Here is a 14,963-nt window from a genome sequence, read left to right as displayed (position 1 = left end):
GTCGCGCGGCACTTCGCGGCCTGCGAATCCGCTGCGCTTACTCGGTCAGTGCGCGCCGCACGTCGTCCTGCAAGCTGCGCAGGTGGCTGCGCATGGCCTCGCGGGCGCGCCCGGCATCGCGAGAGCGCAGGGCCGCGACGATCTCGCCATGCTCGTCGTGATTCTCGCGCTGGCGATGCAGCGGGCTGTGCAGGCGGAAAAGCCGGGCGTTGACCCGCAGTTCTTCCACCAGCCGCGGAAACACCACGTTGCCGCTGGCGCTTGCAATGACCAGATGGAAATGATCGTCAAAGTGAAAGTGCTCGATCTCGCTGTGCTCGCCGCTGTGCAACGCCTTGCCTTGGGCTTCCAGCTCGTCGATCTGCGCGTCGGTGATCTTGGCCACCGCGAGGGCAATGCATTCGCACTCGATCACCTCGCGGGCACGCATGCAGTCGAAGTACTCCTTGGTGCCGAGCGCCCGAACGGCATAGGAACGTGCATCGCGTCGCACCAGCAGGCCCTCGCCGGCCAGTCGTACCAGTGCCTCGCGCATCGGTGTGCGGGAGATGCGCAGTTCCTCCGCCAGGCGTGCCTCCTGCAGCGGGCTGCCCGCCGAGATCTGGCGGTCGAGGATGAGCGTGCGCAGTCGCGCGTAGGCCTGCTCGGCCAGGCTGGCGGAGCGAACCTCCAGCGGAGCGATCGTGATGGTGGCGGGTTGCGTAGGGCTGGGAAGGCTGGGCATGCGGAGAACGGCGAAGGCCACGGGCGGGCAAGCTTAGCAGGGCCTGGCGGCGCGCACCGATGGCCTCACAGCCACTTGGCGAGCGGATTGCCGTCGTTCGGCGCGCGCGGCCGCAGGCACGGCAGGAACTCGCCCGATCCGGGCTCGGCCTGGAACACGCCGTCCTGCCACACCACGCGGCCGCGCGACACCGTGAGGCCGGGCCAGGCGCGCAGCTTCATGCCCTCGTAGGGCGTGTAGTCGGCGGCGTGATGCAGCATCTCGTTGCTCAGCAGCTTCTCCTCGCCCTCGGCGAAGAGGTCCCACACGACGAAGTCGGCATCGCTGCCGACCGCGATCGTGCCCTTGCGCGGGTACAGGCCGTAGAGCCGCGCGGGATTGGTGGCCGTGAGCTCGACGAAGCGGTGGATGTCGATGCGCCCCTTCAGCACGCCCTCGCTCATGAGTAGCGGCAGGCGCGTCTCCACGCCCGGGATGCCGTTGGGGATGCGGTCGAAGGAGGCGTTGTCGCCGGCCACCCGCTTGCCGTCGGGGCCATTCATGTTGAAAGGTGCGTGGTCGGACGAGACGATCGTGAAGAGGCCGCTGGCGAGACCGTTCCAGATGAAGGGCTGGTTCGCCTTGTCGCGCGGCGGCGGGCTGCAGATGCAGCGCGCGCCGTGCATCGGGTCGTCCGGATCGATGCCGAGGTCCTCGGCGCTGAGAAACAGGTACTGCGGGCAGGTCTCGGCATGGATCGGCAGGCCGCGCCCGCGCGCCCAGTGGATCTGCTCGACCGCCTCGCGGCCCGAGACGTGGACGATCAGGATCGGCGTGTCGACCAGCTCCGCGAGCGCGATCGCGCGATGCGTCGCCTCGCGCTCCACCGCCATCGGCCGCGAGCTCGCGTGGTAGCGCGGCGCGGTCAGGCCCGCCTCGAGCAACTGCTCGGTGAGCCAGGCGATGCAGTCGCTGTTCTCGGCGTGGATCATCGTCATGGCCCCGTGGCGGCGCGCGGTGGCGAGCACCTCGAGGATCTGCCGGTCCTCGAGCTTGAGGTCGTCGTAGGTCATGTAGATCTTGAAGGAGGTGTACCCCTTCTCGATCAGCATCGGGAGCTCGCGCTGCGTCACGTCGCGCGTGGCGTCGGCGACGATCAGGTGGAAGGCGTAGTCGATCACCGCCTTGCCCTCGGCGCGGCGGTGGTAGTCGTCGACCGCCTCCTGGACGCTGCGGCCCTTCTGCTGCGCCGCGAAAGGAAGCACGGTGGTGGTGCCGCCGCAGGCCGCGGAACGCGTGCCCGAGAGGAAGTCGTCGGCGAAGCGCGAGCCGTCGCTGGTGGGCTGGTCGAAGTGGCAATGGCCGTCGACGCCGCCCGGCGTCACGAGCCGGCCGCGCGCATCGATCTCGCGCGCGGCGCCGGCCTCGAGCCCTTGGGCGATGGCGCAGATGCGCCCGTCCCGCACGCCGATGTCGGCGGTATAGCGGTCGCCGACGGTGGCGATGTCGGCGTTGCGCAGGATCAGGTCGTAGCGGGTGGTGTTCATGGCGCGGGGTGGCTTCAGCGCTGCTCGAGCGCGGGTTCGGCGGGGATCGGCGGCGCGCCGGCGTCGCCGTGGGCTCGGCCATAGTGGCGCTCGATGCGGCGCTGGATGAAGTCCCAGGCGGTGGTCATCAGCAGGTAGTAGATCGCCGCCACGATGAACAGCTCGAGCACCATGAACTTCTCCTGGATCAGCACCTGGGTGCGCCGCAGCAGCTCCTCCATCGAGATCACGGAAGTGATCGAGGTGGTCTTGAGCAGCCCGTTGATGCTGTTGCCGAGCGTCGGCACGATCAAGCGCATCGCCTGCGGCATCACGATGTAGCGCATGGTCTGCGCGCTGCTGAAGCCCACGGCGCGCGCGGCGTTGGTCTGGCCCGGGGGAACCGACTGGATGCCGCCGCGCACGATCTCCGCCAGGTAGGCAGCTTCGTTGAGGATCAGCCCGAGCAGCGCCGACTCGATGACCGAGAGCTTCAGCCCGAGCTGCGGCAGTCCCGTGTAGATGATGATCAGCTGCACCAGCAGCGGCGTACCGCGGAACACCCAGATGTAGAAGTGCGCCGGCGCGCACAGCCAGCGGCGGCTCGACAGCCGCGCCAGCGCCAGCGCGAAGCCCACGACGAGGCCGCCCGCGATGGCCGCGAGCGTGAGCCACAGCGTGGTCACCGCGCCGCTGAGGAGGTACGGATTGAACAGGTAGTCGACGAACCCCGACCAGCTCCAGCCTTGTCCCATGAGCGTTCCTTCGCGTGCCTGATGGCGTTGGCGCCGGGCCTCAGCCCGCCGGGCCCTTGACGGCCACCGCGCCGTCCACCGACTTGACGCCGTACTGGTCGAACAGCTTCTGGAAGCTGCCGTCGGCCTTCATGTCGTTCATGGCCTTCGCCATGGCGGCGGCGAGGTCCTTGTTGCGCGTGGCCAGCGCCACGGGCGTGGGGAACAGGCCGTGCAGCACGCGATCGAAATCGCCGCGCTTCTGGTATTCGGCGCCGGTCGAGTCGATCGACAGCGCCACCTCGACCTGGCCCGCGCGCAGCGCCTGGAACGCCATCGCGAAGTTCTCGAAGGTGCGGATGTTCATGCCCTTGAGCCCCTTGTCGGTGAGCTGCTTGTCGAGTTCGCGCGCCTTGCGCTCCTCGAAGCCGCCGAGTTCCACGCCGATGCTCTTGCCCGAGAGGTCGTCCACCTTGGCGATCTTCAGCGGGTTGGACTTGGCCGTGCTGATGCTGATCGCCTGGTCTTCGTAGACCAGCATCTGCATCAGCTTCGCGCGCTCGTCGGTGTAGAAGATGCCCGTGTTGATCACGTCCCAGCGCCCGGCCTGCAGGCCCGGGATCATGGCCGAGAACTCGATGCGCACGTACTCGGGCGTGAGGCACAGGCGCTTGGCGATCTGCTCGCCGAGCTCCACGCGCATGCCCTTGAGCGCGCCCGTCTGGTCGACGAACTGCATCGGCGGCAGCGTCGGGTTGACCGACATGACGAGCGTGCCCTTCTTGACCAGCGCGGAGTCCGGCACCGGCGACTTGCAGGCCTGGGCCTGCGCGGTGCCTGCGGCAAGCAGGGCCAGAAGCGACGCGGACACGAGTGTGGGGAGCAGTTTCATGGTGGATTCCTCCTGGAAGTGGACGGGTCGGCGAAAAGGTGTCTGGAGCCGGCGTTCAGGCCCGGATCGAATCGATCAGCGCCAGCCGCTCGAGCTCGCGGCGCAGGTCGGCCGCATCGGCGTCGGGCAGCGGCAACCGCGGCGCGCGGGGCTTGCCCACGGGCAGTCCCATCATCGCCAGGCCCTCCTTGGAGGCCGCGACGTAGCGGTGGCCGCCGACCCAGCGCACGATCGGCAGCATCTCCTTGTAGAGCGCGAGCGCCGCGGGCATGTCGCGCTCGTCGGCCACGAGCTCGAACAGGCGAGCCGACATCTTCGGGATCAGGTTCGAACACACGGCCACCCAGCCCTGCGCGCCGAGCCAGAACGACTCGTAGCCCAGGATGCCGGCGAACACCGTCATGCGGTCGCCGCAGAGCTCGATGATGTCGCGCACGCGGGTGACCTCCAGCGTCGACTCCTTGATGTAGCGGCAGTTGTCGATGCGCGAAAGCCGCGCCACCAGTTCGGGCCGGAGGTCGACGTTGGCCGTGGCCGGGTTGTTGTAGACCATGATCGGAATGCCGATCGACTCGCCCACCTTGCGGTAGTGCGCGAACAGCTCGTCATCGGTGGGCGTGCTGTAGAAGGGCGGAATGATCATCACGCCGTCGGCGCCCATGCTCTCGGCCTCGCGGCTCAGCCGCACGCACTCGTCCGTCCACTCGGCCCCAGTGCCGATCAGCACCGGCACGCGTTTTGCTGCGGTGCTCACACAGGTTTCGATCACCAATTGCCGCTCCTCGGGCGTGAGCGACAGAAATTCCCCGGTGCTTCCCAGAGGGATCAGCCCGTGGATGCCCTGCTCGATCTGCCAGTCGACCAGCCTGCGAAGCGCCGGCACGTCGACGTGCTTGCCGTCTGCGGTCATGGGGGTGATGAGCACTGTGTAGGTGCCGCGAAACGCTGTCATTGGTGCGGGTCCTGGCTGAAGAATGGGGATAGCGGGCGATTCGGTATACGTGTAGTATACGTATACATCCGATGTCGTCAACGAACTTTTTCGCCGTTTCGCCCTCGCCCATGAGCGCCGCCAGACTCACCCATCACTCGATCGCCGTCGCCGGGCGCCCCGTGCGCTTCTGGTACGACGGCCAACCGGTGGACGGCCTGGACGGCGAAACCATCGCCGCTTCGCTGGCCGCGGCGGGCATCAACAAGATGCGGCACACGCGCGGCGGCGGGCGCCGCGGGCTGTATTGCGGAATGGGCGCCTGCTTCGACTGCCTGGTCACGGTGGATGGCAGGGCCAGCCAGCGCGCCTGCCTGACCAAGGTGGCCGAGGGGCAGCAGGTGCGCTCGGCAATGCCAGCAGGCACCCCGGCCGATCCTCTTCAGCCGCTGACCCGCGAACCGGAGCAGGCGCCCGCGCGCCGCGAGGTGGATGTCCTGGTGGTTGGCGCAGGCCCGGCTGGCCTGTCGGCGGCACTGGCCGCGCAACGTGCCGGCGCGCAGGTATTGGTGCTGGACGAGCGGCTTCAGGCCGGCGGCCAGTTCTACAAACCCCTGGCACCTTCGCACCAGACGCCGGGCGCGGTCGACCGCCAGTTCGCCGACGGGCTGGCGTTGGAGCGCGAGGTGCGACGGGCCGGCGTGGCCATCGAGCAAGGCGCGCAGGTCTGGTCGGCGTTCTCGCCGCGCGAGATCGGCGCGCTCATCGATGGCCAGGCCCACGTGATCACCTGCCGCCAGCTGGTCATTGCGCCGGGCGCCTACGAACGCCCCGTGCCCTTCCCAGGCTGGACCCTGCCCGGCGTGATGACCACCGGCGCGGGCCAGACATTGGCGCGCGCCTACCGCGTATCGCCCGGCCGGCGTGTGCTGGTGGCCGGCAACGGTCCGCTCAACCTGCAGCTCGCCGCCGAACTGCTGGCCGGGGGCGCCCATGTCGCCGCCGTTCTGGAATCCGCGCCGCACCCTTCGCCCACGCAGTGGCGCCCGGTGTTGACGGCAGCCCGCACGGCGCCCGACCTGCTGCGCGACGGCTGGCGCTACCTGCGCCGCCTGCGTGCCCACAAGGTGCCCGTGCTCTGGGGCTGGACGGTGGCCGCTGCCGAGGGCCAAGGCTCGCTCGAACAGGTCCAGGCCTGCGAGCTTGCGCATCCAGGCAACACGCGCGCATTCGATGTCGACACCCTGTGCCTCGGCTACGGCTTCATCCCCTCCACCGAATTGGCACGCATGCTCGGCTGCGAGCACCGGTTGACGCCGCGCCATCTTGGCTACCTGGCCACCGTGACCGCCGAAGACGGCGCCACCAGCCTGCCGGGCGTCTATGTCGTGGGCGACGGCGCCGACATGGGCGGATCGCGCGTGGCCCTGGCCCGCGGCACGCTCGCCGGCACGGCGGCGGCACGCAACCTGGGCCGAGCGCCCTTGGAGCCGACCGAAGCAATCGCCCGGTTGCGCAAGGCCATGCGGTTCCAGCAGGCGCTGTGGACGATCTACCAGGCGCCGCCCGTCTCGCTCGCCGCGGTGCCCGACGACACGCTGCTGTGCCGCTGCGAGGAGATCAGCTTCGGCACGGTTCGCGAGCAGATCCGCGCCGGCCGCGACACGCTCGCCGCGCTCAAGCGCAACACCCGCCTGGGCATGGGCCGCTGCCAGGGCCGCTACTGCGCGGTGACCGCTGCACGGCTGGTCACCGAAATGACGGGGCAGGCGCCCGGCGTCGAGCAGTACCTCGCGCCGCGTCCGCCGGCCAAGCCGGTTCCCGCCGGCGCCTTGGGCTTCGAGAAACCCGAATGGGGCGGCCACAAGCCGGCCATCACGCCCAATCTCGCGCGGCCCGTTGCGGTCGAGCCCCTGCAGCCGCAGCCTCTGCAGACCGATGTGCTGGTGATCGGCGCGGGCGTGCTGGGCTCGTGCCTCGGCTACTACCTGGCGCAGGAAGGCGTTGACGTGACCGTGGTCGACCGCGACGACCTCAACCTCCAGGCTTCGGGTGCCAATGCCGGCAGCCTGCACGTACAGTTGCTCTCCTTCGACTTCGGCGACCGTGCGCAGGCCGGCGGCGGCCCGGCCGCGGCCACGCTGCCGTTGGGGCCGATGTCGGTGCGCCTGTGGCAGCAGATCGAGGCCGACTGCGGCGAGGACCTGGAAATCAAGATCACCGGCGGCCTGATGGTGGCCGACAGCGAAGCCGGGCTGCGCTTCCTCGAAGCCAAGGCTGCGCTCGAGCGCAGCCATGGCATCGACGCGCAGCTGATCGACGGCACCGAGCTGCGGCGCCTCTCGCCCCCCCTGTCCGGCACGCTGCTGGGCGCCGAGCTGTGCCCGATGGAAGGCAAGATCAATCCGCTACGCGCCACCTACGCAGTCGCCCGGCGCGCGCAGCAGCGTGGCGCGCGCTTCCTGCGCGGCTGCGACGTGCAGCACATGGAGCGGCTGCCCGGCGACAGCGCCGGCTTCGAGGTCCGCACCTCGCGCGGCACCATCCGCGCCGGCCGCGTGGTGAACGCAAGCGGTGCCTGGTCCAGTGCCATCGGCAACATGCTGGGCGTGCGCATTCCGGTGACGGGCGCGCCGCTGCAGATGATCGTGACCGAGCCCGCCCCGCCGTTGGTCGACCACCTCATCGCGCATGCCAACCGGCACCTCAGCCTGAAGCAGGCGGCCAGCGGCGCGCTGCTGGTCGGCGGCGGCTGGACTGCGGCCTTCGACGAAGACATGCGCCTGAACCGCGCCGAGCGCACCAGCATCGAGGGCAACCTCTGGGTGGCCCGGCATGTGCTGCCGGCCATCGCGGGACTGCACGTGCTGCGCTGCTGGGCCGGCATGAACGTGAACATCGACGGCGCGCCGATCATGGGCGAAGTGCCTGGCGTGCCAGGCTTCTTCAACGCCGTCACCTCCAACGGCTACACGCTCGCGCCGGTCACCGCGCGGGTGGTGGCCGATCTCATCACGCGCGCCCGCGCAGACATCGACATCACTCCCTTCCGCATTGAACGATTCCTCTGAGCTCCATGAACGACCACGCCGACACCCGGGCGCTGCTGCGCCAATTCATCGACACGCACTTCGACGAGCAGGTGCAGATGCTGGCCCGCCTCGTGCAGTGCCCCTCGGACAACCCGCCGGGCGACTGCGCGCCGCATGCCGAACTCACCGCCACCCTGCTCGAGGCAATTGACTTCGAGGTCGAGCGCCATCCGGTGCCCGCCGAGTTCGCCGCCGCCCATGGCATGCAGAGCGTGGTCAACCTCATCGTGCGCGAACGCTTCGGCGAGGGCGGGCCGGTGATCGCGCTCAACGCCCATGGCGACGTGGTGCCCCCCGGCGAAGGCTGGAGCAGCGACCCCTACGGCGGCGAGGTGCGCGACGGCTGGATGTACGGCCGCGGCGCGGCCGTCTCCAAATCGGACTTCACCACCTATGCCTTTGCCATGCGCGCGCTCAAGCAGGCCGCAGCATCGGGCGCGCCGCTGAACGGCAGCATCGAACTGCACCTGACCTACGACGAGGAAACCGGCGGCATGGCCGGACCGGGCTGGATCCTCTCGCAGGGGCTCAGCCGTCCGGACTACGTGCTGTCCGCCGCCTTCTCGCACCACGTGGTGGTGGCCCACAACGGCTGCCTCCACCTGGAGGTGACGCTGCGCGGCAAGTCCGCGCACGCCGCGCGGCCCGACACCGGCCACGATGCCATCGAGGCCGCGGCCACGCTGCTGCCCGCCCTCTACCGCTACCGCGACGGACTCGCGGACCGTCCCTCGCAGACGCCCGGCATCAGCCATCCCACGCTGGTGGTGGGCCTGATCGAAGGCGGCATCAACACCAATGTGGTGGCCGACCGGCTCAGCCTGCGCATCGACCGCCGCATCGTGCCCGAGGAATCGCCCGAGGCGGTCGAGGCCGAGCTGCACAGCGTGATCAAGGGCGCCTGCCGCGCGCTGCCTGGCATCACGGTGGAGATCCGCCGCATCCTCCTCGCGCGGCCGTTCGTGCCGGCACCGGGCGCGAAGGCGCTGTCCGAGCTGCTGTGCCGCGAGGCCGGCGAGGTGATGGGCAAGCCGGTCACGCCGATCGGCGTGCCGCTCTACACCGATGCGCGCCTGTACAGCGAGGCCGGCATTGCCACTGTGATGTACGGGGCCGGCCCCGAGTCCCTGCTCGAAGCCAACGGCCACCGTGCCGACGAGCGCGTGCCGCTCGCCGAGCTGCGCCAGGCGACCCAGGTCATCGCGAACACCCTCCTCCAACTCCTGCAACGCTGAAGGTGGAAAGCAAATGATCGAGATCCAGCAAGTCAGCAAGTGGTATGGCGCGTTCCAGGTGCTCACCGACTGCAGCACGAACGTGCGCAAGGGCGAGGTCGTGGTCGTCTGCGGGCCCTCGGGCTCGGGCAAGTCCACGCTCATCAAGTGCGTCAACGCGCTGGAACCCTTTCAGCAGGGTCGCATCCTGGTCGACGGCGTGTCGGTGGGCGATCCGAAGATCAACATCAACCAGCTGCGCGCACGGGTGGGCATGGTGTTCCAGCATTTCGACCTGTTCCCGCACCTGTCGATCGAGGAGAACCTCGCGATCGCGCAGCGCAAGGTGCTCAAGCGCTCGGCCGACGAGGCGCACGACACCGCCATGCGCCTGCTGCAGCGCGCGGGAATGCGCACCCATGCGCACAAGTTTCCCAGTCAGCTGTCGGGCGGTCAGCAGCAGCGCGTGGCCATCGCGCGTGCGCTGGCGATGAACCCCATCGCGATGCTGTTCGACGAGCCCACTTCGGCGCTCGACCCGGAGATGGTCAACGAGGTGCTGGACGTGATGGTGGAACTGGCCCGCGAAGGCATGACGATGATGTGCGTCACGCACGAGATGGGCTTCGCGCGCAAGGTCGCCCATCGCGTCATCTTCATGGACCAGGGCCGCATCGTGGAGGACTGCAGCAAGGACGAGTTCTTCGGCAACCCGTCCGCACGCTCCGACCGGGCGCAGCAGTTTCTTTCCAAGATTCTTCAGCACTGACGGCCGGCCTCGACGCCGGTGTGGCGCAGCCCGCAGTCGCATTGCGCATGCCACCGCTTCGGCTGACGTATGCCGAGTGCGTTCGCGGACGCGGTGCTCGACCTCGAAGCTGCGCTTGATTCGGCAGGTCGCTGGCTCTATACTTTCCAAAACAGGAAAGTATTGATTCCCTCATGAATGCCCGCACGCTGCACTACCACCCGCTCTCGTCGTACTGCCACAAGGTGCTGATCGCGATCGATGTGTTGGGCATCGAGGTGGAGAAGCGGCTGCTCGACCTGGGAGATCCCGAAGAGCGGGCGTCGCACCTCGCGCTGTGGCCCACGGGCAAGATGCCGCTGCTGGTGGACCGGCTCCGGCCCGTGCCCGAATCGAGCATCATCATCGAGTATCTCCAGCGGCACCATGCACGCCCGGGCTGCGCGCTCATCCCGGAGGATCCGGACGCCGCGCTCGACGTGCGCATGTGGGACCGGCTTTTCGACCTGCACGTGATGACGCCGATGCAGGCGCTGACCGCCGACCTTCTGCGGCCGACAGATGAACACGACGCGCGCGGGACGGCCAAGGCGCGAGAAGGCTTGTCATCGGCCTACGCTTTCATCGATCGTCATCTCGAAGGGCGGACCTGGGTTGCCGGCGATGCATTCAGCATGGCCGACTGCGCGGCGGCGCCAGCCTTGTTCTATGCCGTGACCTACGTGCCGCTGCCACCGCAGCACGATCACCTGGCCGCCTACTTCGAGCGCTTGATGGACCATCCCGCGGTGGCAGCCACCATTGACCAGGCGCGCCCCTGCTTCAAGTTCTATCCCGGGCGCGCCGGCCTGTCCCGGCGCTTCTTCGATCCGGCGAGCGCCTGAGATGCGGGCGATCGCCGATCCCGCCCACCTTGACCGCATGTTCTTTGCGCTGGCCGACGCGTACCGCCGCGGCATGCTCGACCGTCTGAGCCGCGGACCGGCCTCGGTGTCCGAACTGGCCGAATCGCTTGGCATTGCGCTGCCTTCGGCCGTCAAGCACCTGGCCGTATTGGTGGAGGGCGGGTTCGTTGCCTCCCGCAAGAGCGGCCGCGTGCGCACCTACACCGCCGAGCCCAAGGCGCTCGATGCCATGGAAGCATGGGTCGCGAAGCGCAAGACGCTGCTCAACGCGCAGTTCGACCAGCTCGGCGCCTACCTGGCCGAGCAGAAAGGCAAGGCCACCTCATGAAGCACATCCCCAGCACGCAAACCGACTTCGTCATCGAACGCGAGTTCGACGCCGCGCCCGAGGCGGTATTCCACGCCTGGTCCGACCCAGAGGCAAAGCGCCGCTGGTCCGACTGCCACACCGAGCACACCACCGAATACCGCCTGGATTTCCGGCCGTTCGGGCATGAAACGCATCGGGTCGCCTACCCTGACGGGCGCATCCAGCAGATCGAGAAGGTGTTCTTCGACATCGAGCCCGCACGGCGCATCGTCTTCGCCTACGACATCCAGCTCGATGCACGCCGCCTGTCGGTTTCGCTCGTGACCGTCGAGTTCTTTGCCCACAAGCGCGGCACCCGCATGGTCTACGCGGAGCAGCTCACCTACCTGGACGGGCATGAAGACCGTGCCGAGCGCATCCGCGGAACGCAAGAAGGCCTGGACCGGCTCGGGCGGGAAATAGCGCGGGGCTAGAACTTCCCGCAGGACATTCCGCAGCTCGGTCCGATGTCCGCCGGAGAAGGAAGCTGTGCCTGGCGAGAGCCAGCCGATGGCGCAATCGACGCGATGCAATCTGGTGCCACGCTGGAGAAGCGCGTAGCATGCGGCCGGCTTTGCGGGCTCGCGTTCTCCAACGCTTCTTCCATCGTTTTCATGGAGTGAGTCGTGGCACAAGAAAAAATCGACTCGATAGTGAACAGTTCGGCACTACGCCGCAAGCTTCTTCGCGGCGTGGGCGCCGTGGTAGGCGCCTCCATCGTCCTGCCGCGATGGGCGCATGCGCAGGCCGCCGCCGGCGGACCGGCTGCGCCGCCGAGCACCATCACCCGGCCGCCGCGATGCAGCCCGACGTCGACCTGCGGTCGTAGCAGACCTCGAGCCGGGCCGCCGCCCCTTTACTTTGCCGCAACGCTCTCGGGCATGGCCGACGAGTGATGGTGCGCAATCAGCCACTGCCCATTGAGCCATTTATACACGTAGGTGTAGCGGGCGTGCACCAACTTGCCGTCCTTGAACTTGAAGGTGTAGGTGCCGATGTCCTGCGCGACATTGCAGCCGACACGGATCGTGCGCGAGTCGATCTTCCCTTGCGGCGCACCCTTGAGGAACTTGACGAAGTAGTCGCGGATTTCAGCCGGACTGGTGCGCGGCTGATTCGACACCGTGGCCAGCAGCACGCCGTCGGGGGCGTAGTTGGCCACGACCTTGTCGGGATCCAGCGTGGCGAGGGAGGCATTCCAGCGATCGAACAACGCCGCGATCTCGCGTTCGCCGGTGGGAGCGCAACTTGCGCTCGAGGCCGTCTGCGCGGACACGGAGGTCGACACGCACAGCGCCAGCACGGCGGCGGCGGAAAGAAGCTTGGAAAAGCGCGGGATCATCGAAGAGTCCATTCATGCAGGTGGTTAAACACAGGACTCATTGTTCGAGGAGCGAATGAACATCCAGCGCGGCGGCGATGAACCTGCGCCGAATAGAAGATGAACGCTGAATGAACGGCCTGGCTAGCCTGCCGCCTCGCTGATGCGGTATCCGAGACCGCGCACGGTCTGCAGCAACTGCACCGCGTGGTCGTCATCGATCTTCATGCGCAGACGCCGCACGTAGACATCCACGATATTGGTGAGCGGGTCCTCGTGCGTGCCCCAGACATTGGCCAGGATGCGTTCACGGCTGTATACCCGCCCGGGCGCGCTCATGAGCAGCTCGAGAAAGGCCAGTTCCTTGGCGGTCAGGGTGATCGGCTGCCCCGCGCGCTCCACGCGCATGCGCTCGCGATCCAGCACCAGGTCGGCCACCTGCAAGGTCGTGACCCGCGGCCTGAGGTCCCGGCCGCGGCGCAGCAGTGCCTCGATGCGCGCGAGCAGTTCCTCGAAGTCGAATGGCTTGGTCAGATAGTCGTCGGCGCCGAGGCGCAGGCCGTTCACCTTGTCTTCGGTTGTGCTCATGGCGGTCAGCATCAGCACCGGCGTCTGGCCGCCCTCGGCGCGGAAGGTCTGGCACAGCTCCAGGCCGTTGATGCCCGGCAGCATCAGGTCCAGGATCAGGAGCGCGAGGTCTCCCCGGCGCGCCAGCTCCAGCCCTTGCGGACCGGTGCGGGCATGCTGCACCGCGAAGCCTTCCGCCTTCAGCCCGCGGACCAGGAAATCGGCGACACGGGGATCGTCTTCGACAATCAAGATGTTTCTGTTCATGGCTGCAGGGCGCTGGCCTCGCGTTCGTGGATCGGCAGGCGGGCAAGAACAACGCGAACTTCAGTCCCTTCCTCGGGCCGGCTCTGGATGTCGATGCGCCCGCGATGGGCCTTGACGATCGCCTGCGCGATGGAGAGGCCGATGCCGCTGCCATCCGCCCGATGCGCGCGTGCCCGCTGGCCGCGGACGAAGCGCTCGAACACCCGGGGCAACTCGGCTTCGTCGATGCCGATGCCGTGGTCGCGGACCACGATGGAGACTTCGTCTGCGGCAATGCTGCAGCCCAGGTGCACCTCGCCGTTCGGGCGGGAATAACGGATGGCGTTGTCCAGGACGATCATCACCGCCTGGCGCAGCCGGTCGCCGTCTGCGCGAACCATGACCGTTTCCGCCACCGGCTCGCAGGTCAGCACGGCCCCGTGCAGCGCCGCCAGGGCCTCTCCCTGCTCCGCGACCTCGCTCAGCAGCATCGAGAGATCCAGAGGAGAGGGCTGGATCACCAGCTGGTCGGCTTCCGCCCGCGCGATCAGAAGCAGATCGCCAATCACCTTGGTCAACTGCTGAACGGTGCCGACGATGCGTTTCAGCGCATGGCGGTACTCCTCGGGTGGCTTGTCGCCGCCGCGCAGCGTGATCTCCGCCTCCCCGCGAATCGCCGTCGCTGGTGTTCGCAGCTCGTGGCTGAGGTCGACGAAGAGCTGCCGCCGCCGATGATCCAGAAGCTGAAGCGTGTCGTGGGCCGATTGCAATTTCAGTGTCCGGTCGCGGACCGCGTCTTCCAGGCGCCGGCGCGCTTCGTCGGCTTGCTGGCGATGCTGCTGCAGTTCGGCAGCCATCTGGTTGAAATGGCGCGCCACCACCTCGAATTCGTCGCCCGATGCAAGTTCGATGCGGTGCTCCAGCGAACCGGACTGCAGGGCCCGCGTGCCTTGCAGCAGGAGCTCCAGGGGCCGCTTGAGGCGCCCGCGCAGATGCAGCGCCCACAGCACGGCCGCGACCAGGGCGATGATCGCCATGGCAATCGCCTGCTGCCGCAGCCGATCCAGACCGCGTTCGGTTGCGGCACGGGCAATGGGAACCGCCTTGCGCTGTCCATCGATGGCACCGTTGAGCAGTTCGCGAAGGTCCCGGCCCTGCGTCATGTCGAAGACCTGCGCCACCTGCCGCCAGACATTCGGGAATTCCGCGCCGGGCGACAGCGGCTGCAAGTCCTGCAGTTGCGCCTGCACCTCGAGGATGTTGCCGTCCAGCAGCTTGCTGATTTCGACCAGCTGGAAAACCTCTGGCGGCACCGCGATGTCCTCACGCGAGGACACCTTCCGCCACGAGTCCAGATGCAGGCGGGACATTGCATCCAGCCGTGCGGCGCCGGTCCGCATCCGCTCGAGCAGCTGATCCCGGACCGCGGAGGTTGCCTCTGCATTCATGAGGCGCTGCGAGGCCCACACGCGCAGTCTCTGCTTGTTGGCTGAAATCTCGAGGAGCTTGGAAAGAATGTCGCTCGTCAGCCGGCTGTGCGCGGCGTACTCGTTGACGCGATTGGAGCCCCAATAGACAAAGGCAGCCTGGCAACACACCAGCGCCACAAGCACCGCAAAGGCAAACGACAACCGTAGACGAAACATTGCGGCGAAGTCTACAGACCTCGACCTGCCCTCCATGTTTCCTCAGTGCGCGTTCGCGCCCTCTTCACAACGGGTCGCCGATGAAAGGA

At 68.0% G+C, this 14,963-nt stretch carries 14 protein-coding genes; 6 read left to right on the top strand and 8 right to left on the bottom strand.

Annotated features, from left to right (window positions below; all coding sequences use genetic code 11):
• Positions 1 to 37 precede the first annotated feature (37 nt).
• The 5 genes from FB547_RS17940 to FB547_RS17920 are packed head-to-tail and all read right to left on the bottom strand — an operon-like array spanning position 38 to position 4,807.
• Positions 38 to 745, bottom strand: coding sequence for a GntR family transcriptional regulator (locus FB547_RS17940; RefSeq protein WP_261380327.1), 708 nt, complete (start codon positions 743 to 745; stop codon positions 38 to 40).
• A gap of 44 nt (positions 746 to 789) precedes the next feature.
• The gene (gene hydA / locus FB547_RS17935; protein WP_145744499.1) at positions 790 to 2,250 is read right to left on the bottom strand and encodes a dihydropyrimidinase; all 1,461 of its coding nucleotides are present in this window, start codon (positions 2,248 to 2,250) and stop codon (positions 790 to 792) included.
• Positions 2,251 to 2,264: 14 nt separating this feature from the next.
• Positions 2,265 to 2,984, bottom strand: coding sequence for an amino acid ABC transporter permease (locus FB547_RS17930; protein ID WP_145744497.1), 720 nt, complete (start codon positions 2,982 to 2,984; stop codon positions 2,265 to 2,267).
• Between the two features lie 40 nt (positions 2,985 to 3,024).
• Positions 3,025 to 3,855, bottom strand: coding sequence for an ABC transporter substrate-binding protein (locus FB547_RS17925; RefSeq protein ID WP_145744495.1), 831 nt, complete (start codon positions 3,853 to 3,855; stop codon positions 3,025 to 3,027).
• 55 nt (positions 3,856 to 3,910) lie between these two features.
• Positions 3,911 to 4,807: a dihydrodipicolinate synthase family protein gene (locus FB547_RS17920; RefSeq protein WP_145744493.1), complete on the bottom strand. Its 897-nt coding sequence runs from the start codon at positions 4,805 to 4,807 to the stop codon at positions 3,911 to 3,913.
• A gap of 110 nt (positions 4,808 to 4,917) precedes the next feature.
• Between FB547_RS17920 and FB547_RS17915 the strand changes: the two genes are divergently transcribed.
• The 6 genes from FB547_RS17915 (at position 4,918) to FB547_RS17890 (ending at position 11,528) form a co-directional block, all read left to right on the top strand.
• Positions 4,918 to 7,857: an FAD-dependent oxidoreductase gene (locus FB547_RS17915; protein WP_145744491.1), complete on the top strand. Its 2,940-nt coding sequence runs from the start codon at positions 4,918 to 4,920 to the stop codon at positions 7,855 to 7,857.
• 5 nt (positions 7,858 to 7,862) lie between these two features.
• A complete protein-coding gene (locus FB547_RS17910) occupies positions 7,863 to 9,113 on the top strand; it encodes a M20/M25/M40 family metallo-hydrolase (RefSeq protein WP_145744490.1) in 1,251 nt (416 codons plus the stop codon).
• 13 nt (positions 9,114 to 9,126) lie between these two features.
• Positions 9,127 to 9,861, top strand: coding sequence for an amino acid ABC transporter ATP-binding protein (locus FB547_RS17905; protein ID WP_145744487.1), 735 nt, complete (start codon positions 9,127 to 9,129; stop codon positions 9,859 to 9,861).
• Between the two features lie 173 nt (positions 9,862 to 10,034).
• Positions 10,035 to 10,724 (top strand): glutathione S-transferase family protein, encoded by a 690-nt coding sequence (locus FB547_RS17900; protein WP_145744485.1) that lies wholly within the window; start codon positions 10,035 to 10,037, stop codon positions 10,722 to 10,724.
• Between the two features lies 1 nt (position 10,725).
• Positions 10,726 to 11,073, top strand: coding sequence for an ArsR/SmtB family transcription factor (locus tag FB547_RS17895; protein WP_145744483.1), 348 nt, complete (start codon positions 10,726 to 10,728; stop codon positions 11,071 to 11,073).
• Complete coding sequence (locus tag FB547_RS17890) at positions 11,070 to 11,528, top strand: SRPBCC family protein (protein ID WP_186454195.1); 459 nt, start codon at positions 11,070 to 11,072, stop codon at positions 11,526 to 11,528. The genes FB547_RS17895 and FB547_RS17890 overlap by 4 nt, the downstream gene beginning before the upstream one ends.
• Positions 11,529 to 11,950: 422 nt before the next feature.
• Here FB547_RS17890 and FB547_RS17880 read toward each other — a convergent pair whose 3' ends face one another.
• The 3 genes from FB547_RS17880 to FB547_RS17870 all read right to left on the bottom strand — a co-directional run bounded on the left by FB547_RS17880 (position 11,951) and on the right by FB547_RS17870 (position 14,874).
• A complete protein-coding gene (locus tag FB547_RS17880) occupies positions 11,951 to 12,448 on the bottom strand; it encodes an SgcJ/EcaC family oxidoreductase (protein WP_261380326.1) in 498 nt (165 codons plus the stop codon).
• Between the two features lie 111 nt (positions 12,449 to 12,559).
• Entirely contained in the window at positions 12,560 to 13,249 is a 690-nt protein-coding gene (locus FB547_RS17875) for a response regulator transcription factor (protein WP_145744477.1), read from the bottom strand.
• On the bottom strand, positions 13,246 to 14,874 hold the full coding sequence (locus FB547_RS17870) for a sensor histidine kinase (protein WP_145744474.1): 1,629 nt from the start codon (positions 14,872 to 14,874) through the stop codon (positions 13,246 to 13,248). Before FB547_RS17870 ends, FB547_RS17875 begins: the two co-directional genes overlap by 4 nt.
• Positions 14,875 to 14,963 lie beyond the last annotated feature (89 nt).

The organism is Variovorax beijingensis, assembly GCF_007828835.1.
Taxonomy (GTDB): domain Bacteria; phylum Pseudomonadota; class Gammaproteobacteria; order Burkholderiales; family Burkholderiaceae_C; genus Variovorax; species Variovorax beijingensis_A.
This window is presented reverse-complemented; position numbering and strand designations above follow the sequence as displayed.

What these genes read in the sequence shown, in the direction of transcription:
- FB547_RS17895 (WP_145744483.1), top strand. Translation starts at nt 10,726, where the DNA reads ATGCGGGCGATCGCCGATCCCGCCCACCTTGACCGCATGTTCTTTGCG.
- FB547_RS17920 (WP_145744493.1), bottom strand. Translation starts at nt 4,807, where the DNA reads ATGACAGCGTTTCGCGGCACCTACACAGTGCTCATCACCCCCATGACC.
- FB547_RS17880 (WP_261380326.1), bottom strand. Translation starts at nt 12,448, where the DNA reads ATGGACTCTTCGATGATCCCGCGCTTTTCCAAGCTTCTTTCCGCCGCC.
- FB547_RS17905 (WP_145744487.1), top strand. Translation starts at nt 9,127, where the DNA reads ATGATCGAGATCCAGCAAGTCAGCAAGTGGTATGGCGCGTTCCAGGTG.
- FB547_RS17875 (WP_145744477.1), bottom strand. Translation starts at nt 13,249, where the DNA reads ATGAACAGAAACATCTTGATTGTCGAAGACGATCCCCGTGTCGCCGAT.
- hydA (WP_145744499.1), bottom strand. Translation starts at nt 2,250, where the DNA reads ATGAACACCACCCGCTACGACCTGATCCTGCGCAACGCCGACATCGCC.
- FB547_RS17910 (WP_145744490.1), top strand. Translation starts at nt 7,863, where the DNA reads ATGAACGACCACGCCGACACCCGGGCGCTGCTGCGCCAATTCATCGAC.
- FB547_RS17890 (WP_186454195.1), top strand. Translation starts at nt 11,070, where the DNA reads ATGAAGCACATCCCCAGCACGCAAACCGACTTCGTCATCGAACGCGAG.
- FB547_RS17915 (WP_145744491.1), top strand. Translation starts at nt 4,918, where the DNA reads ATGAGCGCCGCCAGACTCACCCATCACTCGATCGCCGTCGCCGGGCGC.
- FB547_RS17900 (WP_145744485.1), top strand. Translation starts at nt 10,035, where the DNA reads ATGAATGCCCGCACGCTGCACTACCACCCGCTCTCGTCGTACTGCCAC.
- FB547_RS17870 (WP_145744474.1), bottom strand. Translation starts at nt 14,874, where the DNA reads ATGTTTCGTCTACGGTTGTCGTTTGCCTTTGCGGTGCTTGTGGCGCTG.
- FB547_RS17930 (WP_145744497.1), bottom strand. Translation starts at nt 2,984, where the DNA reads ATGGGACAAGGCTGGAGCTGGTCGGGGTTCGTCGACTACCTGTTCAAT.
- FB547_RS17925 (WP_145744495.1), bottom strand. Translation starts at nt 3,855, where the DNA reads ATGAAACTGCTCCCCACACTCGTGTCCGCGTCGCTTCTGGCCCTGCTT.